Genomic DNA, 20,231 nt, shown 5'->3' with positions numbered 1-20,231 from the left:
CATGATTACTATTGGAGCATGTTGCAGTACAGGTGTTGGTTCTTCGTTCATGGTCGACATGAATATGCAGGAAGTATTAAGTCAGCTCAATCGTCCAGATGTAAAAACGCTGCACATCGATTTGTCTGGTGTTAACCGTGATACTGCTGATCATTTCTTTGTTGGCCGCGATATGTACGATGCGGTAGCCCACGTAGTCGGGGAAGAGAACGTGACCGTTCTTAATTCGATTATTGACAAAAAAGAGCTGAAGGAAAAGATCAAGGCATATTTGGACAGTGTTGAAGATTAAGGAAAGGGTGATTTTTCATGAATGGCTTTTTAAACTTCCTTGTTAGTATCGCACGAACACCATCAATTTTAGTCGGGTTAGTTGCGATTCTGGGTTTAGCACTTCAAAAGAAGGAAGGCACTGATATTGCCGAAGGTGGTATCAAGACCTTCGTTGGATTCCTTGTTTTAACTGGTGGTGCTGGTGTTATTACTGACGCTCTTGATCCTTTCGGAAAGATGTTTATGCATGCTTTCCACGTTCAAGGGGTCGTTCCAAATAACGAAGCTTTTACAGCTACGGCACTTGGGAAGTATGGTAGTGCGACAGCGTTGATTCTATTAGTTGCATTGATTGTTAACGTTATTCTGGCGCGAATGTCACACTTCAAGTACATTTACCTTTCTGGTCACGTGATGATCAATATGTCCTGTATGCTGGCTGTTCTGCTTGCAGTTGCCGGTTTCACAGAAGTTCCGTCTATTGTTATTGGTGGGGTTTTTCTAGGACTGTTTGACACGATTATGCCAGCATTAATCCAACCATTTGTTCGTAAGGTTACGCATACTGACGAAATTGCTATTGCCCACACTGGTGACTTTGGTTACTTAATTTCCGGGTTAGTTGCTAAGGTTGTTGGTGATCCTTCAAAGACGACTGAAGACCTTCATGTTCCAAAGAAGGTTTCGTTCCTTCGTGATAACACCATTGCGGTAACGCTGACGATGGCTGTTGCATATATTATCGTTGCCATTGCTGCTGGTCCAACGTATGTTGACAAGTTTAGCGGTGGGATTAACTACATTATTTACGCTTTCATTGAATCTGGTTCATTTGCTGCTGGTGTTTACATCATGCTGGCTGGTGTACGGATGATTCTTAATGAATTAATTCCTGCATTTAAAGGGATCTCTGCCAAGCTGGTACCAGGTGCCAAGGCTGGGCTGGATATTCCAATCCTATTCCCATTTGCACCAAATGCCGTGATTGTTGGTTTCTTCTGCAGCTTTATTGGTGGTTTGGTTGCTACTGCACTAATGGTTGTCTTCCACACTACCATCGTGATCCCTGGTGTCGTTGCTCACTTTATGTGCGGTGCGACTGCCGGTGTTATCGGTAATGCTGTTGGTGGCCGTCGTGGTGCCGTAATCGGTGCATTCGTTCACGGATTTATGATTTCGTGGGTTCCGATTATGCTGATTCCGGTTCTTGGTCACTTAGGATTAGGGACTGCCAGCTTTGCTGACTCTGACTTCGGGGTTGTTGGCTCAGTTGTTGGTTACAGTGGTATGTACGCTGGACGTATGGGGATTATTGGCGCTTTGGTTGCCTGCCTGGTTATCTTCTTCATTATCTCCATTGTCCTGGATCACCGCGACAAAGTTAATGCCAACGCTAACAAGTAATCATATTTAGTTATGAAGCAGAGAGGAGTTCAATATGGAGTACACAGATAAGGACCAACAAGCAGTTAATGCAATTCGAGCTCTTAGTATGGATGAGATTACCAACGCAAACTCAGGCCATACCGGGATTACGTTGAGCGCTGCCCCATTGCTTTATACCATTTATCGGAATATGAACATTGATGTTCATGATCCGCAGTGGTTCAACCGGGACCGGTTTGTCTTATCAGGTGGTCATGGATCGGCAATGTTGTATGCCATCCTTCACCTAATTGGCTATGACATTTCATTAGATGACTTAAAGCACTTTCGGACTTTGGGCAGTAAGACACCGGGGCACCCTGAGATTACGACCCCAGGTGTTGATGCTGCTACTGGCCCGCTAGGTCAAGGTTTTGGGATGGCGGTTGGAATGGCAATGGCAGCTAAGCACCTTGCTGCCATTTACAACAGGCCAGGATTTGACATTGTCAATAATCATATTTTCGTGGAAGTGGGTGATGGCGACCTGATGGAAGGAATTAGCCATGAAACTGCTAGCCTTGCTGGTCACCTTCACTTGAATAATCTTATTGTTCTCTATGATTCCAACCGCAACACAATGGATTCAGCCCTAAGTGCAGAATGCAACGATAATGTGGCGGAACGTTTTAAATCTTATGGTTGGAATTACTTAACTGTGGAAGATGGCAATGACCTTAATGCTATGGATAGTGCAATTCAGATTGCAAAAGATGAACAAAGTCGGCCAACAATTATTGAAGTTCACACGGTATTAGGATACGCTTCGCCATTTGCTGACAGTCACAAGGCACACGGTGTTGTCCTCACCGAAGAGCAAGTTCGTGAAACAAAACAGCAATTGGGTTATGAACATGATCCGTTTGATGTTCCGGACGATGTTTATACAACATTTAAAGAGATCAAAGATGGTGGTCAAAAGGCTCGTACCCAATGGAATGATTTATTACAGGAGTATCAAGACAAGTATCCAGAACTTTACCAGAGGTTAGTTAATAACCTAACTAACAAGGAAAAAATCAATGTTGATGACTTCCGCGAAGAGTTTGCTGACCAGGAAGCTACACGTGATGCCATTCATCAAATTCTCCAAGCAACAATTAGTAAGACTGATGTCAACCTATGGGGTGGCTCAGCAGATTTAGGCAGTTCTGATAAGACGTACTTTGATGGTGATGAAGGATTCCAACCAAGACAATACGAAAAGCGTAATGTTGCGTTTGGCATTCGTGAATTTGCTGAGGGTGCAGAGTTGAACGGTATTACCTTATATGGTGGTTCACGGGTCTTTGGGAACACATTCCTTATTTTCTCTGAATATATGAGGAGTGCAATTCGTCAAGCGTCATTAATGCAGATTCCAACAATCTATTTATTTGGACACGATTCCATTTCGCTTGGGCCGGATGGGCCTACCCACCAGCCAATTGAACAACTAGAGGGTTACCGGGCAATGCCAAACCTCATTGTTCTTCGCCCAGCGGATGCGTTAGAAACCCTTTACGCATGGGAGTACACGCTAAACGAACACCATGCACCAATAATGATGGTTTTAGGTCGTCAGAAGTTACCAACCCTGAAAGAATACCGGGACATCATCAAGTCTTCAGTTGCAAAAGGTGGCTATATCCTTTCCGAAGCGTCAAATGGTAACCCATCAGGAATCCTGATGGGCAGTGGTTCAGAGGTTAGCTTGCTACTGGCGGCACAAAAAGAGTTAGCAAGTAAAGGAATTGCCGTCCGTGTCGTTTCCATGCCAAGTTTCGAATTGTTCCTGAAACAGCCAACCAATTATCGGGAAGCCGTTTTACCATCTAAGCTTCGTAACCGAATGGCTGTGGAAATGGCAACCACCTACGATTGGGCACAATTTACGGGTCTTGGCGGTACTATTTTAGGCATCAACCACTTTGGTGAAAGTGGTAATGGTGATGATCTTATTACTAAGTCAGGATTCACTGTTGAAAATATTGTTCAACAATATGTGGACCATTTTACTAAGTAATATGTCAAACAGTATTAGGGAATGGTTTGTCCCTAATACTGTTTTTTCTATAAGGAGATAAAAATGAAGATAACACCATTATTTTTAGAACCAGTTTTTCATCGTAAAATTTGGGGTGGTCGTAACCTTGAACGTGATTTTGGCTACCAAATCCCTGAGGGGAAAATTGGTGAATGTTGGGCAATTTCTGGTCATCCACACGGGTTAAGTACCATTAAAAATGATCCCTATGCTGGCGAAACACTGGATGTGGTTTATGGGCAACATCCAGAATTGTTTGGTCGTCCTCGACGGTCTGAGTTTCCTATTTTGACGAAGATTCTTGATGCTAACGATAATTTATCTATTCAAGTTCATCCAGATGATTTTTATGCACAACAACATGAGAACTCGTTAGGAAAAACAGAGTGTTGGTATGTTCTCAAAGCTAAGCCAGGGGCATACTTGATTTATGGTCATACCGCAAATAGCCGTACTGAACTAGTTAAGGATATTGAGAATAGTGAATGGGATAAACTACTGAGAAAGGTACCAGTCCAGAAGGGAGACTTTATCTATACCCCTAGTGGAACGATTCATGCTTTGACAAGTGGGATTGAAGTCCTGGAAACACAGCAAAGTTCAGACGTAACTTATCGGTTGTACGACTATGATCGGATTGGTCAAAATGGAAAAAAGCGTCGATTAGACATTAAAAAGTCTGAAGATGTCATTACAGTACCCTTTGTAGCTCCTCATCTTATACCTATAGTTCGACATGAAGAAGAATCAACAGTCAACACTTTAGTCGGAGCAAAGGATTCATCTTACTTCACTGTTCAAAAGTTGGCGATTAAAACACCGTTATCCGAAAGACTGGGAACTAGACCATTTTTGGTTTGTTCCGTCATTGACGGCTCCGGAGCGTTGGCTATAGGAGACTACAGTTATAACCTTATCAAAGGTGATCACTTTATTCTGCCAACGTCGATTGCACACTGGCAGTGGCTAGGGGAGATGACACTAATCGTTTCCTGGCCAAATGCGGGGAAATATTGATAAGAAATATTTAACGTCATTAGGAATAATGTAGCATTACTAAATATTTGATTGTCAAAATACCCTTTCACGTAACCGTTTGCATGGTATGATGTTGTTATGACTAAGGAGGGACATCATGGCAATTAATGTTTATATGGTTCGGCATGGCGAGACTTACTTCAATATGTTTGCCCGGCTTCAGGGCTGGTCAGATACGCCATTGACGGCGAAGGGTGAAGAAGACGCCGCGAAGGTTGGTCGTGAGCTAGCACCGCTTCAGATTGACTACTTGTTTTCAAGTGATCTCAAACGGGCGGTTGATACTGCGCGGATTCTCATTAAGAATCACCCAAAATCAACAATGACAGAACCGACGCAAAGCAAACTCTTCCGCGAAGTTTTTTATGGTTCGTTCGAAGGTCACAGTAATGAAGAAGGGGCAATTTGGGCGAGTCACTTAGCAGGTGATCGGATGCGCCGACTTTCCCAGGTAATTGACAAGTATGGGATGCCCAAACTGCATGACCTGCTGCATGAAGCGGACCCGGCCCACCTGGCAGAAGACAGTCAACAATTAGATGAGCGTTGTGATCAAGCGATGAACTTTTTGCGCCAATTGCCGGACAACAGCAACGTTGTCGTTGCTTCGCACGGCTCAATTATCCGCTACATTGCTTGTCGCTATGGCGAGCGTGATGACTACGAGGGACCGGGCAATGGTGCCATCATGAAATTGTCACTAAGCCCTGAAGAAGTAAAAGTAGATTTCTATAATCAGAAGACTTTAGAAATTCAGAAAAAATTTTAAAATGAAAGCGCTATAGTAAACGATACACCTAACTTACCGTTTGTTGGGATTAGTTAGATGTATTTTTTTATATTTTAATTTTTTTAATCCTTAATAGTGATATCTATTGCCGAGAGCGCTTTCATTAATCAGCTGATTATGGTAGTATTGGACCATACCAGAAAAGAGGAGGATAAAAAATGAAATATTTGATTGCGACGCACGGCAAACTTGCCAGTGGTTTTCAAAGTTCCATCAATATCTTGACCGGTAAGGGAGATTCCGTAAAAGTCATTGATGCCTACCTTGATAATTCTGACTACACGCCAAAAATTGATGAGTTCATTGATAGCGTAGCTGACGATGAACAAGCGGTAATTTTTACTGACCTGTTCGGTGGTTCCGTTAACCAGAAGGTTGTTACACGGCTGGTTCCAAAGGGCAAGGGCAATGTCTTCCTGATTGCCAATTCCAATTTAGCTATTATTCTTTCGATTTTACTTCTGCCTGAAGGAACAAATCTCAGTGATGACAAGATCAACCAACTGATTGACGAGAGTGCCATTAAGCCGGTTCAGTGGAACACCCAGGCTAATGACGATGATGATGACGATTTCTTTGATTAATGTATGGGAGGAATTTGAATGTTAGCACAGCTAAGAGTTGACGACCGGTTAATTCACGGCCAGGTCGCAGTGGTTTGGACCAAGGAATTAAATACTCCCCTGCTGGTAGTAGCAAACGACCATGCAGCTAAGGATAAAGTGATGCAGATGACCCTGAAGATGGCCGTTCCTGATGGAATGAAGCTTCTCATCCGTTCCGTGGACGACGCTATTCGGATTTTTAACGACCCGCGGGGTAAGAACAAGCGGATTTTCGGGATTTGCAACTGTGTCTCAGACGCTAATAAGATTGCTCAAAATGTTCAGGATATCGAAGCGGTCAACGTTGCTAACGCCGGCCGGTTTGACAAGTCTGACCCAAAGAGCAAGGTTGAAGTTTTCCACAGTGTTCAATTGAACCCTGATGAATTAAAGGCCGCCAAGGAGTTAGCTGCCCTGGACCGGGTTGACACTTATAACCAGGTTTTGCCAAGCAATGCCCGCCTCGACCTCGCCGAAGCACTTAAGAAGCTGAACTAAGGGGAGACAATTATATGTTTACACATGCGCTATTAGCTGCATTAGCAGTTTTCATTTGTTTCGGTGGGAACTACCTGACCGGGCAAAGTATGTTGGAGCGTCCGTTAGTCGTCGGTTTGGTTACCGGTTTGCTGATGGGCGACATGCGCCAGGGGATTTTAATGGGGGCTTCACTGGAAGCTATTTTCCTGGGGAACGTTAACATTGGTGGTGTTATTTCCGCTGAACCGGTGACTGCCACCGCTATTTCGACCACTTTTGCCATTACTGCCGGGGTCAGCAAGGGTGCTGCCCTGACACTGGCAATTCCAATCGGGATGCTGGCCGCCTTTATGGTTATGTTCTTGAAGAACGTCTTCTTCAACATTTTTGCGCCAGTAATGGACAAGGTTACTGCTGAGGGGAGCGAAGCCAAGCTGAACGTCCTTCAGTGGGGGACCTGGGTCTTCTACTACTTCATTATTTCATCAGTCACTTTTGCCGGGATTTTAGCCGGGAGTGGTCCAGTGAACGCCTTTGTTAAGAACATTCCACAACCAGTCATGAACGGGTTGAACGCCGCTGGTGGTCTTCTACCGGCCGTTGGGTTCGCCATGCTGATGAAATTACTGTGGGACAACAAACTGGCGGTTTACTACCTGCTGGGCTTCGTTTTGACGGCTTACGTGAAGCTGCCAGCCGTTGCCGTTGCCGTTATCGGGGTCGTGATCTGTGTTGTCGTGGCCCAAAACGAAATGCGGTTGAACAAGATGGCTGCTGAAGGAGTCAACACTGGCCACACTGCCAATGCTCACGAAAGTAAGGAAGATGAAGAGGAGGACTTCTTCTCATGAAATTAACTAAAAATCTAGAACCTGCTGAAAGAAAAGCAATGCGCCGGGTCTTTTGGCGGTCATATGCGATGAATGCTTCACGGACCGGTGCTACTCAGTACCACGCCTGTGGTTTCCTGTGGAGTATCATGCCGATCATAGACTTGTTCTACAAGGACGATCCTGAAGGCCGGAAGAAGGCCATGGTTCGTCACACGGCTTGGTTCAACGCTACCCTGCACTTGAACGACTTTATCGTTGGGCTGGTTGCTTCCATGGAAAAGCAAAACAGTCAAAATGATAACTTCGATGACAGTTCTATTACCGCCGTGAAGGCCTCACTGATGGGACCGCTGTCCGGGATTGGTGACTCGTTCTTCTGGGGGATCCTCCGGGTTGTTGCTGCCGGGATTGGGATTTCATTAGCTAGTGCCGGCTCGGCAATGGGAGCAATCGTCTTCTTACTGCTGTACAACATTCCTGCAATGATTATTCAATATTACTCACTGTACGGTGGTTACTCCGTCGGGACAACGTTCATTGAACGATTGTACGAATCCGGTGGTATGAAGATCCTGACCAAGGTTTCCAGCTTGCTGGGGCTGATGATGATGGGGTCGATGACGGCTTCCAACGTTAAGTTCAAGACGATCCTGCAAGTTGCTGTTCAAGGAAGTAAGCAAGTTATGAAGATCCAGACTTATCTGGACCAACTGTTTGTCGGCATTGTGCCACTGGCAGTTACCCTGATTGCCTTCTGGCTGCTTTACAAGAAGCACGTTAACATCAACTGGGTCATGCTCGGGATCATGGTGTTAGGGATTGTTCTCGGTCTTTGCGGTATTTGCTAATGCTGAACTGCATATTTTAATCAATGTATATTAGGGAGCGTGACAGAAGTCATTTATGACTTCGTAGTCACGCCCCAGCGAGCAACAATAGGCCTCTAGCGTTCGGTTTTACGAGAACGTTAGAGGCCATTGTTGTACCGCCTGTTAACTTTTAGTGTGAATAAGAGGGATTGTGTCACAACCCCTTTCGTTTTCCTTGCAAAGAATGCGTTTTCAATTTACGATAAGAAGGTAAGGTCTTTTAACCAATAAGGAGGAGACAATAATGTCAAACTTGAATGAATCTCTAACTTTTCGGCATGGTGCGACGGTAGTCAACCGTTTTGTTCAGGCACCGATGCTGACTAACAGCGGTGAAGACGGTTTTGCTACTCAGGATACGATTGATTATTATCACGCGCGGTCCCACGCTGGTGGAATGATTGTCACTGAGTACATGTACGTTGATGAAAATGGTGGGCCTGCCCTGACTTGGCGTCGCGGTCGTGAACAACTGGCGGTTTATGATGATAAGTTTGTTCCACAACTGACGAAAGTTGCTGCTGCCATTAAGCACTCAGGTAATAAGGCGATTCTGCAGTTATGCCACGTTGGCCGGGAAGCTAATTTCCGGGCAATGAATGGCAAGCCGGTTTACGCGCCAAGTGCCATTGACTTTCCGTTCTTACCATATAAGGTGCACGCCTTTAGCGAAGAACAGATCGAAAAACTGATTAAGGAGTTTGGCGATGCTACCAAGCGGGCAATTGACGCCGGCTTTGATGGAGTCGAAATTCACGGGGCTAACCACTACTTGCTCCAGCAGTTCTTCTCGGAATACTCTAACCGGCGGACTGACCACTGGGGCGGCAGCCTAGAAAAACGGATGAACTTCCCACTGGCAGTAGCCAGGGAAGTTACCGAAACGGTTAAGAAGTACGCTCCAACGGACTTTATCGTTGGCTACCGGATTTCACCTGAAGAAATTCACGGGCAAAATGTTGGCTACACTTGGCATGATTCAACCAAGCTGGTTGATAAATTGACTAAGGATTGCGACCTGGACTACCTTCACTTGTCGATGCTGGAATATGATGCTAAGCCAGGGGATGCACTCTTGATGGACCAGGATGGTAAGGCGGCCGCCAAGTATTGTGATTCCGACGAACCATTTGCGATTCTTTTCAAACCGTTCTTAAATGGGGCCAAGGAAATTATTGTCGGCGGTATAAACAGTGAAGAAGCAGCAAAAAATGCCGCCACGCTAGCTGACCTGGTTGCCGTTGGGAGGGAAAACTTGATTGACCCGACTTTTGCTGAACGGATCTTAGAAGGCGATGGTGACGAAGTACTGACTAAGATTACACCAGAACAAGTTGAAAAGACCCGTTGGACACGGGGGTTGATCGACGTCTTCTCGTCGGCTAACACCGTCATGCCACTTCCTGGCTCTGATTCGTTACGCCACTTACACGACGGCTTTGGTTCTTGGTCAGAAATGAAATATCCGGACAATCCCGAAATGAAATAAATACTGCTTGAGCAGTGCCTGATATCAAACCACCCGGTTCAACTGAACCAGGGTGGTTTTTTAGTTAATTGAAGTATGTTTATCCAAAAGTAATGAAACTTACTGAAAAATATTCAACGAATTTGGGTCAATTAGCTCCCTTACCGAATGATCGTCGAACGCCGCAAAATAACGGGTACAAGCGTTAACTGCAATCCTCGGTGCAATCACTAGTGCAGTCGGTGCAGTTTAGAAAACGGTCTTTTGCACTATTAGCGCTTTCTTTGGTCAGATATCATTTAAATTGTAAGAGAGAGGGGGAATAGAAAGTGAACTACATCGATAGTCAACTGGTCTTTTCACAACTTGACGCCAAGGATTCAACTGATGTCATCAGCCAACTAGCAGACGCCCTGTACAAACGCGGCAATGTTAATGCTGATTACAAGCAGGCGGTTCTTGATCGCGAAAAGGTTTATCCAACTGGATTACCAAGTGGGGAGATTTGCGTTGCCGTGCCACACACGGATGTTAAGTACGTGAAAAAACCAGCGATTGTCTTTGCCTCACTGAAGAAGGCAGTTGATTTTGCCAACATGGCAGATAAGTCGCAGACGGTCAGCGTCCGCTTTGTTGCAATGTTAGCGATGAAGGAACCACACAGTCAGGTCACGCTTTTACAAAACTTAATGCAATTATTCCAAAATCAAGAATATTTGGAAAAGCTGATCAAGATTGATGATTCCGAGAAGTTGTATGGGAAATTGAAGGATTACTTCAAGTAAGGGAGTGTAAACGTTGAAAGCAGTTATTGATGTCATTCAATACATTGTTGATTTGGGGCCAACGGTTATGATTCCGATTATCTTCCTGATTTTCGGACTTGTATTACGAGTACCTTTTGCAAAGGCTCTTCGTGGGGGCCTGATGGTTGGTATTGGGTTCATTGGTTTGAACGCCACCGTGTCGATTCTGACCAGTGTTATGAACCCAGCCGTTAAGGAAATTATTAAGGTTCTGCACATGAACCTGTCAGTTATCGACGTTGGTTGGCCATCAGCTTCAGCCATCGCCTACGGTTCACTGGTTGGGGTCACGATGATTCCACTGGGGATCGCTATTAACGTTATCATGCTGGTTACTAAAACCACGCAAACGATCGACGTCGACATTTGGGACTTCTGGCACTTCGCCTTCACTGGTGGTTTGATTTACGCCTTGACCAGTGACATGTTCCTGAGTCTGTTTGCTGCCAGTGTCATCATGATCGTTATCATGGTCACTGCTGACCGGACCGCACCACTTTCTGAAAAGTACCTGGGTCTGCCAGGGATTTCAATCCCACACGGGTACGCGGGTTCATTCGTTCCGTTTGCCGTTGTTATTAACTGGATTATCGACAAGATTCCGGGTGTCAACAAGATTCACCTGGATGCTAAGGACTTCAACAAGAAGTTTGGTAGCTGGGGTGAACCAACCCTGTTAGGGTTCATCATTGGTATCTTGGTTGGTTTCCTCGCTTACTGTGCTGTTCCAGGGATGGACTGGCCAACAAAAATCGGTAAGATTCTGCTGATGGCCGTTACTCTGTCAGCCATCATGATCATTACGCCAAAGATGGCCGCATTGCTGCTGCAAGGTGTTGTTCCGGTTTCAAACGCTATTCAAAAGCTGACCCAGAAGCATTTCGGTGGTCGGAAGTTCTACATCGGGATGGATACTGCTGTTGGTATCGGGAACCCAGTTGTCCTGGCTTGTGCTACGCTGATGATTCCATTGTCACTGATCTTTGCCTTCATCCTGCCAGGTAACAAATTCCTGCCAACCATTGGTTTGACCGGGTTCGTCTTCATGTTCCCTCTGATTGTTTCAGTTGTTCATGGTGACTTCTTCCGTTCATTCATCATCGGTGCCATTAACGTGATCTTAGGTCTGTACATTGGGACTAACTTGTCACCATTCTTCACCAAGGCCGCACGGGCTGCCCACTTCGCAATTCCGAAGGGTTCAACGCTGATTGGTTCAATCGACTACGAATCTAACCCGTACCCATGGCTGATGTTCCAACTGGCCCACAACAAGATTGTCCTGTACATCTTTGGGATTGTTATTTGTGCCATCATGCTTTACTGGAACCACCGTTGCATTATCCGCGACGAAAAGAAGAGTGAAGCTGCACAGGCTGCTAAGAACTAAAGCTGTCATTTGTAATTAACTAGGAGGCTTTTCAAGATGAAAAAGATTATTGTTGCCTGCGGTGCAGGTGTTGTTACTAGTACTACTGCCATGAACAAGCTGAACGAAGAACTGCAAGCTCGTGGTTACGAAGAAAACCAAGATTACAAGCTGATCCAAACTTCAGTTCAATCAGTTGCTTCAATGGCCGACGAAGCTGACATGGCCATCACGACCACTCAGTACGACAACGATGAAATCAAGATTCCGGTAATCAACGGTCTGCCACTGCTGACTGGGATCGGTGCTGATTCAGTAATTGACAAGGTTGAAGAACTGATTAAGGGTTAATCAGCTTACCTAGTTAGGATTTCCACCAATGACGACCATGAACTACTTCATTGGTGGAAAAAAGGCCTCCAGTGTTCGGATTTCCGAAACTGGAGGCCCTTATCGTAATTAATAACTGTCGAAGAAGATGTAAGGGAGGGGTGCAGACATGGCAGTAAAGAACGCCGAAAAGTTAATTGACTACCTGGCTGCGGCCCACGACTACGTTTCGGCAGCCAAAATTGAAAAGCAGTTCAACATTTCTCGCCGCACCGTCTTTTACCGCATTGACCAGGCGAACCAGTTGCTGGCCAAGTTGGGGATGACCAGCATCCAAAACGAACGTGGTGTTGGCTACCTCCTGCCGGAAGAAACGGTGACGGCCTGGCAAAAACGGCAGCAAGCGCAACCGGAGCAGAATCAACCAGCGGTTAGCCCGCAGAAGCGGTTGGATGCCATGATCTGGTCTTTGCTGACGCGGGTTCAGCCACAATCAATTAACAACCTTGGTGATAAGTTAGGCGTTAGCCGCAACACCATTATTGCTGACTTTAAACGGATCGAAACGGAGTATCCACGACTTCAATTAACCAGTACCCCGAAAGGCCATGTACTGGCGGGAAGTGAGGAGGCAATTTGCCGCTACGTCTTCCGTCAACTGTCACAGGATAACCAGGGCGTGATTGCTACCGGGATTGACCACTTGACTTTTCCGGCGATTGATATGGACATTGCCTACCAGCAGCTGAGTAAGTTGGAAAAAGGGATTAATGCCCGCTTTACTGAAAATGCCGCCCAGACTATTATCCGTTGTCTGAAGTTTCGGATGTTCCGGATCTCGCTTGGTCATCGGGTGACGAACCCCGATACAACTAGCGAGGAGATCGCTGCTGTGACGAGCGGTGTTATCCCCGAAGTGGGGAGACTATTGGCCCGTAACGGGATTCAGGATACCCAGGAGCTGGTATTCTTTACCGAAATTGTTTTGTGTTCGCAAGTTGACGTTTTGAACTACGTCAAGGACGAGTTTAAGCGAAAAATGCACCATATTGCCCGGGCAATAATGTTGCGCTACGACCAAATTGCCGGGACCAAGATTAACGACAATGCTTTTGTGAATGCCTTGAGCATCCACTTATACGCCACTTATTTCCGGTGCCGTTACCGTTTCACTTTTGAAATGCCACTGCTGGATGCGATTCACTCGAAGTTTCCAGAGATGATTAAGTTCGTCCAGATCGCCTGTCGACCGCTGGAAATAGTGGTGGGTTCGCCAATTCCAACGAGCGAGATTGCCTTGATTTGTCTGTACTTCATTTCAGTTGACGATAGCACTCAAACTGACGTTGCCCGTTTTGTTTCCAAGTCGGACAACATTCAGGACTACTTAAATGCCGATGTACTGCTGGTTTGCACCAGTGGGATTTCGACCTCTGCGATCCTGTACGCCACTTTGCATCGTCAGTACCCATTGATTAACTTTTCTCGTTCATTGGGAATTGAAAACCTTGAACGGATTATGCGGATGCCGAACCGGGCTAAGTTGATTATTTCGACAGCGAACCTCAATCCGGATGAATTTAATATTCCGGTGATCAGTGTTCAGCCGGTACTGGAGTATAAGGATAATTACCGGATTGAACGGGCACTCCACCAGTACTTCCCTCAGTTGTCAATTGGGCAAGAACGGTCGTTAGATAAGCTGATGGCAATCGTTAAACGCCACGCCCGCCTGACTGACGAAGAGGGATTAAGAGCTGAGTTAACGTCCTATCTTTATCCGCTCAACGGGCAGGAAAATAGCGTTGTACCGACGAAAAAACGACTGGCTGACTTACTGAAGCCGGCGTCAATTAAGTTAATCGACCGGCCTCGTGACTTGAAGGAGACGATTAAGCAGCTGTGCTGGATTTTAACGGACCAGGGAATTGCGGACACGAAATACTATGACGACATCCTGAGCCTAATTGACCGTTTTGGCCCATACATGATGGTTTCAGCCGATACATTCCTGGCACACGCGGCACCTAGTGAGCACGTTAACCAGGTTGGAATGGCGCTGGGAATCTTTAGGCAGCCGTTAGTCATTGAAACAGGTCAGGGGCAGGAAACGATCCGTTGCTTGATTGTTTTGGCGCCGGGTGAAAATCACGAGCATGACCGCGCCTTAGCTGAAGTGATGGGGTTGGTTACTAACCGTCAAGTTTTCAAGACGTTATTAGCTGCGAAGGACGCTAAGACAGCCTACCACACCATTAGTGAATACAGTTATCAACAGGAGGAAAAGGCTTAATGAAGGAGAAAAAATACAACATTCCGTTTTATGTCATCATGTCGCTTTGCCTACTAGCTACCGCGGCCATTTCGGTATGGGAGTTTCTTAGCGGAAACACCCATGCGGGGACAACGAACGCGATTGCCGCTTTGATGGTCATTTTGATCTTGTTCCGTCAAATTTCGGTTGACCGGGAATTCGGACGGATTATTCACTACCTGAACTGGGCCATCTTGTTCTTCATTTTTATTTGTATCGCGGCTGAAGGCGGCTGGTTGTATAAGTGATGACGGGAAAGTAATGATTGAGAGGGAGAAAGAGTATGTTAGAAGAACTGAAAAAAGAAGTATACGATGCTAATATGCAGTTGCCAAAGCTTGGTCTGGTAACTTTTACTTGGGGGAACGTTTCCGGGATTGACCGGGGAAAAGGTTTGTTTGTCATCAAGCCATCGGGTGTTCCGTACGACGAACTGACTCCTGACGACATGGTGGTCGTTAACCTGCAGGGGGAAGTTGTGGAAGGTGACCTCAACCCGTCCTCAGACACGCCGACTCACACCTACCTTTACAATCACTTCCCGAAGATTGGCGGGATTGTCCACACCCACTCACCGTGGGCTGTTTCCTTTGCTGCTGCCCGGATGGACATCCCGGCTTTGAACACGACGCATGCCGACACCTTCTACACCGACGTGCCAGCCGCCGATGCGTTGACCAAGGAAGAAATCGAGGAAGACTACGAAGGTAACACCGGGAAGGTCATCATCCGTTCCTTTAAGGAACGCCACCTCGACTACGAGGCCACTCCGGCGGCGTTGGTAATGCAGCACGGACCATTTACTTGGGGTCCAACACCAGCCAAGGCAGTTTACAACGCGAAGGTGTTGGAAGTTGTCGCTGAGGAAGACTACCATTCAATGATGCTTAACCGCTCTAACATCCACTTGCCACAGTATCTGCTCGACAAGCACTACTACCGCAAGCACGGTAAGAACGCCTACTATGGACAGAACAACGCCCACAGCCAAGACCACGCTAAGCGGGAAAACTAATAGAAAGCATAAAATAGCAGGCGAGCCGCTCAAGACTCCAATAACTAATGTAAAAAATGGTCACTAACGTCTTCTGTCAGACGTTGGTGACCATTATTTTGTTGTTTACTGCTTTTTACCATCGTTAAAATTGGGGAACCTGAACGACTTCGACACCATGATGACGGAAGTTTTCGAGGATTTTACCATCAACAAAGGTATCGGTGATGAGAATATCAATATCAGAAATGCTACCGATGGTGAAGTTAGAAAAGCTGTCGAACTTGCTGTAATCGGCACAGACGATTAGGTGACGTGAATTCTTAACGATATTGCGGTTAACGGTTGCTTCATCAATGAAAGGTGTAGAGATACCGTGTTCAAGGCTTAAACCGGCACAACCAATGATTCCCCAATCGGATCGCATACTGAGAAATGACCGGTTAGCAATGTCACCTTTCATAACATTATTTTTCTTAACCGACCCACCCGAAAGTATCAAGGTGGCATTATCTTTATCGGTTAAAAACTTCATAGCGTTACCGTTATTAGTGATGATGGTAACGTTCTTTTTGAGTAGGTCAGGGATAGCATAAATTGCTGTCGAGCTGGAGTTGATAAAGACAATCTTATTGTCGTTAATCCGTTTGGCCGCTTCTATCCCTAGGTTCTTTTTAATTCGCTCACGGGTGATACTCTTGCTAGCCTTTTCCGGCGATACGTAGTGAAGAACCCCGAGGTGTTGAGTTAGACGCCCCATTGAAGCAAGTTTGTTGCAGTCACGACGAATAGTCATCTGGGACACGTCCAAGCGCTGGCTAAGTTGATTAATCTGGACAGTCTTTTCTTTACTGAGGATATCGAGGATGTGCTTACGCCGATCCTCGATGTTTTTGTATGAGTTTCGCATGATTGTTAACCTCATTTGTTGTTTTATTCGGTTATATGTTAATTCAAATATACTTAAAACACAATATCACGTTATTCACTTTAATGAATAACAATTAACTTATAATATATGTTAATTAACATTTAAATAACATATATGATTGCGAATTAACATAAGCGGGTGTTGAAAAGGGTTTCTTCAAACGGTACATTGTAACCGTAAACAAATTGTTGATTCTTGAAGGAGGAATTCTGATGGCTTCGCCAAAGAATATTAATGATGTAACACCTGAAACGTTCGCTAAGAACAACTTCCCAGAATGGGGAACTTACCTTAACGAAACGATCGCTGATAAGAAGGTTCCTGAAGGTTCATTCTCAATTTGGTGGACCGGTTGCATGGGCTTCTGGCTGAAGACTCACGAAGGCACGAACATCGTGGTTGATATGTGGAACGGTACTGGTAAGCACACCCATGGTGATGGCAAGATGCGTAAGGGTCACCAAATGATGAGGATGGCTGGTGTGGAAGCACAACAACCAAACCTGCGTAACCGTCCGTACGTTATCGACCCATTTGCTGTCAAGGACGTTGACGCGCTTTGCGTTACCCACACTCACCACGACCACCTGGACATCTACACTGCTGCATGCATCAACAAGAACTGTCCAAAGGCTAAGTTCATCGGCCCACAAGGCGTTGTTGATGAATGGGTTGAATGGGGTATTCCAAAGGAAAAGACCATTGTTGTTAAGCCCGGCGATGAAGTAAAGGTTGGCGCCGTTAACGTTAAGGCTCTTGAATCATTTGACCGGACTGAACTGGTTACCGAAGACGACCCAAGTGTTAAGTTGGAAGGCAAGATGCCTCGTAAGATGAGCGAAGTTGCCGTTAACTACCTGTTCGAAACGACTGGTGGGAACCTGTATGATGCCGGTGACTCACACATGTCCAACACCTTCACTAAGCATGGTAACGAAAACGACATTGACGTTGCCCTTTGTGCTTACGGCGAAAACCCACGTGGGATTACCGACAAGCTGGACGACTCACAAGTTCTGCGGATGTCAGAAGATCTGAAGACCAACGTTGTTATCCCAATGCACTGGGACATCTGGTCAAACTTCTTCACTGACCCGAAGGACATCATTGCTCTTTGGAACCGTAAGAAGTACCGTCTGCAATATAAGTTTAAGCCATACATCCTTCAGGTTGGTGGCGAATTCAACTACCCACAAGACAAGGACAAGTTTGAATATATGTACGACCGTGGTTTCCACGATGCGTTCAAGAACAAGCCAGACCTGCCATTCCCAGAACTGCTGTAATGAAGTAGTGAGTGAGGTTTTGTAGTGTCTGATAATCGGTGAAGCAGCCCTCACTGAAAGGGCGGGAGGAGTTAATAATGTTACGTTACTTTTTAGAGAATGGTTTGGTAAACATTACTGACCAGCACCCTAAGAATTGGGAAGAAGCTATTAGGGTTAGTGCCGAGGTAATGAAAAAGAACAAGTTAGTGACCGACCAATATGTTGATCAAGTTATCTCTGACGTGAAGGAATACGGCCCTTACATTGTGATCGTTCCCGGCGTGGCAATGCCACATTCCTCTGCCGAAAACAGTGGGGTTTTAGGTACAGGGATCGGCTTTACAATCATGCCAGAGACGGTTTCCTTTGAAGATGGTAACCCAGAAAAGGATGCAAAGCTGTTCTTCATGCTGGCTGCTAAAGATCATGACGCTCACGTTAAGAACATTGCCAACTTGTCTGACATGTTAATGGAAGACGGGATGGTTGAAGATCTGATGAAGGTCAAGAATATGAATGACTACCGTGACGTTATGAAGAAACACAATATGTAATAAAAGGTGATCTATTATGCAAGCTATTCTTAATGTGTTAATGGCGATCTGGACATACTTCGCCACAAACATTCTTGAACAGCCAGCCTTCATGATTGGTTTCATTGTCCTGATTGGTTACATTCTGGAAAAGAAGCCATGGTACGATACCATTTCTGGATTTTTGAAGGCGACTGTTGGTTACTTTATTTTGACGGTTGGTTCCGCTGGGCTGGTTAACTCATTCCGGCCAATTCTGGTTGGTCTGCGTGAACGTTTCCATCTTCACGCCATGGTTACTGACCCGTACTTCGGACAAAACGCCGTGACTGTCGGGATTATGAAGCGGTTTGGCCGGTCATTTGCTGATACGATGCTCTTGTTGCTGTTTGCCTACATTATCAACATCTTGTTGGTTCGTTTCCAAAAGTACACGAAACTGCGTGCCGTCTTTACGACTGGTAACGTTCAGGTTCAGCAAGCCGCAACTGCTTTCTGGCTCTTCCTCTTCTGTTTCCCAAAGATGGGCCGGATCGAAATCCTGGTCATCATGTCGATTGTCCTGGGGCTTTACTGGGCCGTTGGTTCAAACTTAACCGTTGGTATCACCCAGGAATTAACTGATGGTGCCGGCTTCGGGATTGCTCACCAGCAAATGTTTGGGATTTTCATCTTTGCTAAGTGGGCTGAATGGATGGAAAAGCGTGCGAAGGCTAAGGGTAAGACCGAAAGCCGTCGTCTGGAAGACATTGAACTGCCAGGTTGGCTGTCAATGTTTAACGACAACATGGTTTCCACTTCAATCCTGATGATCTTCTTCTTCGGGATTATCCTGATCGTCCTCGGACCATCCTACCTGGTTCACGCTAAGTTTATGAAGCCAGGACAGAGTTTCATCTTCTACATTATTCAGACTTCATTGATGTTTGCCGTTTACCTGGCCATCTTGCAGCTGGGGGTTCGGACATTCGTTAACGAACTGACTGAATCATTTACCGGGATTTCCGAACGTTGGCTGCCAGGTTCTGTGCCAGGCATCGACGTTGCCGCTACTTTAGGTTTCGGTTCACCAAATGCCGCAACGATTGGTTTTATGTTTGGTGCTCTTGGTCAGTTCGTAATGATTGGTTTACTGTTAGTCTTCCACTCACCAACGATTGTTATCGCCGGATTTATTCCGATGTTCTTTGACAACGCCGCAATTGGTGTCTTCGCCAACAACCGTGGTGGTTTCAAGTACGCAATGATTGCACCGTTCATTTGTGGTGTTATTCAGGTTGCTGGTTCTGCCTTTATCGCAACTTGGGTTGGCATGGCAACATACGGTGGTTACCTGGGAATGTTCGACTGGGCAACGTTATGGCCAGCATTTACGGTTGTTATGAAGTACTTAGGCTACATTGGTATTGCCATTGTTGTTCTGGTATTGATTTTGATTCCACAGCTGGAATACCGCCACGACCCAGATGGCTACTTCCAAATTGTTAAGGACTACGATGCTTGGAAGGAAAGCCACAAGGCTCAGGCTGACAGTGCTAAGTAATTAAACTGATTTAAATCTTAGGAGGATATATCATGAAAGTTTTGACTGCATGTGCTAACGGTTCAGGTACTAGTTTGATGTTAATGCGGACGGCAACGAAAGCCCTTAAGGACATGGGGTTCAAGGTTACCCAGTCTGACCACACTTCAGTTTCTGAAGCTAAGGGGACTGCCCGTAACTACGACGTTGTCTTTACTTCACTGCCATTTGTCAAGATGTTCAAGGATGTTGAAGACCGCGGTGGCGTGGTAATCGGCATCAAGAACGTTATGTCAAAGAAGGAAGTTGAAGACGCTGTTAAGGCATCACAGCTCTCCGAAAAGTTTAGCAAGTAGT

At 45.7% G+C, this 20,231-nt stretch carries 21 protein-coding genes; 20 read left to right on the top strand and 1 reads right to left on the bottom strand.

The annotated features are described in order from the left end of the window. Nucleotide 1: 1 nt before the first annotated feature. The 16 genes from Q0E49_RS02160 to Q0E49_RS02085 all read left to right on the top strand — a co-directional run bounded on the left by Q0E49_RS02160 (nt 2) and on the right by Q0E49_RS02085 (nt 15,641). Nucleotides 2-292, top strand: a complete 291-nt coding sequence (locus tag Q0E49_RS02160; RefSeq protein ID WP_295746231.1) for a PTS sugar transporter subunit IIB — start codon at nt 2-4, stop codon at nt 290-292. A gap of 17 nt (nt 293-309) precedes the next feature. Beyond that, nucleotides 310-1,677 (top strand): PTS ascorbate transporter subunit IIC, encoded by a 1,368-nt coding sequence (locus Q0E49_RS02155; protein WP_295746229.1) that lies wholly within the window; start codon nt 310-312, stop codon nt 1,675-1,677. 34 nt (nt 1,678-1,711) lie between these two features. Further along, a complete protein-coding gene (gene tkt, locus Q0E49_RS02150; RefSeq protein ID WP_295746227.1) occupies nt 1,712-3,703 on the top strand; it encodes a transketolase in 1,992 nt (663 codons plus the stop codon). 63 nt (nt 3,704-3,766) lie between these two features. Continuing rightward, nucleotides 3,767-4,741 carry a type I phosphomannose isomerase catalytic subunit gene (locus Q0E49_RS02145; RefSeq protein ID WP_295746225.1) on the top strand — a complete coding sequence of 325 codons (975 nt, stop codon included), beginning with the start codon at nt 3,767-3,769 and terminating at the stop codon, nt 4,739-4,741. Between the two features lie 118 nt (nt 4,742-4,859). Continuing rightward, a complete protein-coding gene (locus tag Q0E49_RS02140; RefSeq protein WP_295746224.1) occupies nt 4,860-5,531 on the top strand; it encodes a histidine phosphatase family protein in 672 nt (223 codons plus the stop codon). A gap of 179 nt (nt 5,532-5,710) precedes the next feature. Beyond that, complete coding sequence (locus tag Q0E49_RS02135; protein ID WP_295746222.1) at nt 5,711-6,136, top strand: PTS sugar transporter subunit IIA; 426 nt, start codon at nt 5,711-5,713, stop codon at nt 6,134-6,136. 18 nt (nt 6,137-6,154) lie between these two features. Next, a complete protein-coding gene (locus tag Q0E49_RS02130; protein ID WP_295746221.1) occupies nt 6,155-6,655 on the top strand; it encodes a PTS sugar transporter subunit IIB in 501 nt (166 codons plus the stop codon). Nucleotides 6,656-6,669: 14 nt separating this feature from the next. Further along, the gene (locus Q0E49_RS02125) at nt 6,670-7,488 is read left to right on the top strand and encodes a PTS sugar transporter subunit IIC (protein ID WP_295746219.1); all 819 of its coding nucleotides are present in this window, start codon (nt 6,670-6,672) and stop codon (nt 7,486-7,488) included. After that, nucleotides 7,485-8,318, top strand: coding sequence for a PTS system mannose/fructose/sorbose family transporter subunit IID (locus Q0E49_RS02120; protein ID WP_295746218.1), 834 nt, complete (start codon nt 7,485-7,487; stop codon nt 8,316-8,318). Before Q0E49_RS02125 ends, Q0E49_RS02120 begins: the two co-directional genes overlap by 4 nt. A 265-nt stretch (nt 8,319-8,583) precedes the next feature. Then, nucleotides 8,584-9,828 (top strand): NADH-dependent oxidoreductase, encoded by a 1,245-nt coding sequence (locus Q0E49_RS02115; RefSeq protein ID WP_295746217.1) that lies wholly within the window; start codon nt 8,584-8,586, stop codon nt 9,826-9,828. A 308-nt stretch (nt 9,829-10,136) separates the two neighbouring features. Then, nucleotides 10,137-10,592: a PTS sugar transporter subunit IIA gene (locus Q0E49_RS02110; protein WP_295746216.1), complete on the top strand. Its 456-nt coding sequence runs from the start codon at nt 10,137-10,139 to the stop codon at nt 10,590-10,592. A gap of 13 nt (nt 10,593-10,605) precedes the next feature. Beyond that, nucleotides 10,606-12,003 (top strand): PTS transporter subunit IIC, encoded by a 1,398-nt coding sequence (locus tag Q0E49_RS02105; RefSeq protein ID WP_295746214.1) that lies wholly within the window; start codon nt 10,606-10,608, stop codon nt 12,001-12,003. A 36-nt stretch (nt 12,004-12,039) separates the two neighbouring features. Then, nucleotides 12,040-12,333 carry a PTS sugar transporter subunit IIB gene (locus tag Q0E49_RS02100; RefSeq protein ID WP_295746212.1) on the top strand — a complete coding sequence of 98 codons (294 nt, stop codon included), beginning with the start codon at nt 12,040-12,042 and terminating at the stop codon, nt 12,331-12,333. Nucleotides 12,334-12,481: 148 nt separating this feature from the next. Beyond that, nucleotides 12,482-14,605: a PTS sugar transporter subunit IIA gene (locus Q0E49_RS02095; protein ID WP_295746210.1), complete on the top strand. Its 2,124-nt coding sequence runs from the start codon at nt 12,482-12,484 to the stop codon at nt 14,603-14,605. Then, complete coding sequence (locus Q0E49_RS02090; RefSeq protein ID WP_295746208.1) at nt 14,605-14,874, top strand: hypothetical protein; 270 nt, start codon at nt 14,605-14,607, stop codon at nt 14,872-14,874. Before Q0E49_RS02095 ends, Q0E49_RS02090 begins: the two co-directional genes overlap by 1 nt. A gap of 35 nt (nt 14,875-14,909) precedes the next feature. Then, nucleotides 14,910-15,641: an L-ribulose-5-phosphate 4-epimerase gene (locus Q0E49_RS02085; protein ID WP_295746206.1), complete on the top strand. Its 732-nt coding sequence runs from the start codon at nt 14,910-14,912 to the stop codon at nt 15,639-15,641. A gap of 124 nt (nt 15,642-15,765) precedes the next feature. On the opposite strand, the gene Q0E49_RS02080 is transcribed toward Q0E49_RS02085, so the two are convergent. Continuing rightward, nucleotides 15,766-16,530, bottom strand: coding sequence for a DeoR/GlpR family DNA-binding transcription regulator (locus Q0E49_RS02080; protein ID WP_295746204.1), 765 nt, complete (start codon nt 16,528-16,530; stop codon nt 15,766-15,768). Between the two features lie 233 nt (nt 16,531-16,763). Between Q0E49_RS02080 and ulaG the strand changes: the two genes are divergently transcribed. The 4 genes from ulaG to Q0E49_RS02060 all read left to right on the top strand — a co-directional run bounded on the left by ulaG (nt 16,764) and on the right by Q0E49_RS02060 (nt 20,230). After that, nucleotides 16,764-17,837, top strand: coding sequence for an L-ascorbate 6-phosphate lactonase (gene ulaG / locus Q0E49_RS02075; protein ID WP_102281875.1), 1,074 nt, complete (start codon nt 16,764-16,766; stop codon nt 17,835-17,837). Between the two features lie 77 nt (nt 17,838-17,914). Continuing rightward, nucleotides 17,915-18,373, top strand: coding sequence for a PTS sugar transporter subunit IIA (locus Q0E49_RS02070; protein ID WP_295746201.1), 459 nt, complete (start codon nt 17,915-17,917; stop codon nt 18,371-18,373). 25 nt (nt 18,374-18,398) lie between these two features. Then, nucleotides 18,399-19,895 carry a PTS ascorbate transporter subunit IIC gene (locus Q0E49_RS02065; protein ID WP_295746257.1) on the top strand — a complete coding sequence of 499 codons (1,497 nt, stop codon included), beginning with the start codon at nt 18,399-18,401 and terminating at the stop codon, nt 19,893-19,895. 32 nt (nt 19,896-19,927) lie between these two features. Then, the gene (locus Q0E49_RS02060) at nt 19,928-20,230 is read left to right on the top strand and encodes a PTS sugar transporter subunit IIB (protein WP_295746199.1); all 303 of its coding nucleotides are present in this window, start codon (nt 19,928-19,930) and stop codon (nt 20,228-20,230) included. The last annotated feature ends 1 nt before the right edge of the window (nt 20,231 follow it).

This window comes from uncultured Limosilactobacillus sp., from assembly GCF_934202235.1.
In the GTDB taxonomy this organism is placed as follows: domain Bacteria; phylum Bacillota; class Bacilli; order Lactobacillales; family Lactobacillaceae; genus Limosilactobacillus.
Note: the sequence above shows the minus strand (reverse complement) of the source record. Positions and strands in the feature narration are given on the sequence as shown.

Excerpts from the sequence above, each read along its gene's own strand:
- Q0E49_RS02160 (WP_295746231.1), top strand. The coding sequence starts at position 2 with ATGATTACTATTGGAGCATGTTGCAGTACAGGTGTTGGTTCTTCGTTC.
- Q0E49_RS02155 (WP_295746229.1), top strand. The coding sequence starts at position 310 with ATGAATGGCTTTTTAAACTTCCTTGTTAGTATCGCACGAACACCATCA.
- tkt (WP_295746227.1), top strand. The coding sequence starts at position 1,712 with ATGGAGTACACAGATAAGGACCAACAAGCAGTTAATGCAATTCGAGCT.
- Q0E49_RS02145 (WP_295746225.1), top strand. The coding sequence starts at position 3,767 with ATGAAGATAACACCATTATTTTTAGAACCAGTTTTTCATCGTAAAATT.
- Q0E49_RS02140 (WP_295746224.1), top strand. The coding sequence starts at position 4,860 with ATGGCAATTAATGTTTATATGGTTCGGCATGGCGAGACTTACTTCAAT.
- Q0E49_RS02135 (WP_295746222.1), top strand. The coding sequence starts at position 5,711 with ATGAAATATTTGATTGCGACGCACGGCAAACTTGCCAGTGGTTTTCAA.
- Q0E49_RS02130 (WP_295746221.1), top strand. The coding sequence starts at position 6,155 with ATGTTAGCACAGCTAAGAGTTGACGACCGGTTAATTCACGGCCAGGTC.
- Q0E49_RS02125 (WP_295746219.1), top strand. The coding sequence starts at position 6,670 with ATGTTTACACATGCGCTATTAGCTGCATTAGCAGTTTTCATTTGTTTC.
- Q0E49_RS02120 (WP_295746218.1), top strand. The coding sequence starts at position 7,485 with ATGAAATTAACTAAAAATCTAGAACCTGCTGAAAGAAAAGCAATGCGC.
- Q0E49_RS02115 (WP_295746217.1), top strand. The coding sequence starts at position 8,584 with ATGTCAAACTTGAATGAATCTCTAACTTTTCGGCATGGTGCGACGGTA.
- Q0E49_RS02100 (WP_295746212.1), top strand. The coding sequence starts at position 12,040 with ATGAAAAAGATTATTGTTGCCTGCGGTGCAGGTGTTGTTACTAGTACT.
- Q0E49_RS02095 (WP_295746210.1), top strand. The coding sequence starts at position 12,482 with ATGGCAGTAAAGAACGCCGAAAAGTTAATTGACTACCTGGCTGCGGCC.
- Q0E49_RS02090 (WP_295746208.1), top strand. The coding sequence starts at position 14,605 with ATGAAGGAGAAAAAATACAACATTCCGTTTTATGTCATCATGTCGCTT.
- Q0E49_RS02085 (WP_295746206.1), top strand. The coding sequence starts at position 14,910 with ATGTTAGAAGAACTGAAAAAAGAAGTATACGATGCTAATATGCAGTTG.
- Q0E49_RS02080 (WP_295746204.1), bottom strand. The coding sequence starts at position 16,530 with ATGCGAAACTCATACAAAAACATCGAGGATCGGCGTAAGCACATCCTC.
- ulaG (WP_102281875.1), top strand. The coding sequence starts at position 16,764 with ATGGCTTCGCCAAAGAATATTAATGATGTAACACCTGAAACGTTCGCT.
- Q0E49_RS02070 (WP_295746201.1), top strand. The coding sequence starts at position 17,915 with ATGTTACGTTACTTTTTAGAGAATGGTTTGGTAAACATTACTGACCAG.
- Q0E49_RS02060 (WP_295746199.1), top strand. The coding sequence starts at position 19,928 with ATGAAAGTTTTGACTGCATGTGCTAACGGTTCAGGTACTAGTTTGATG.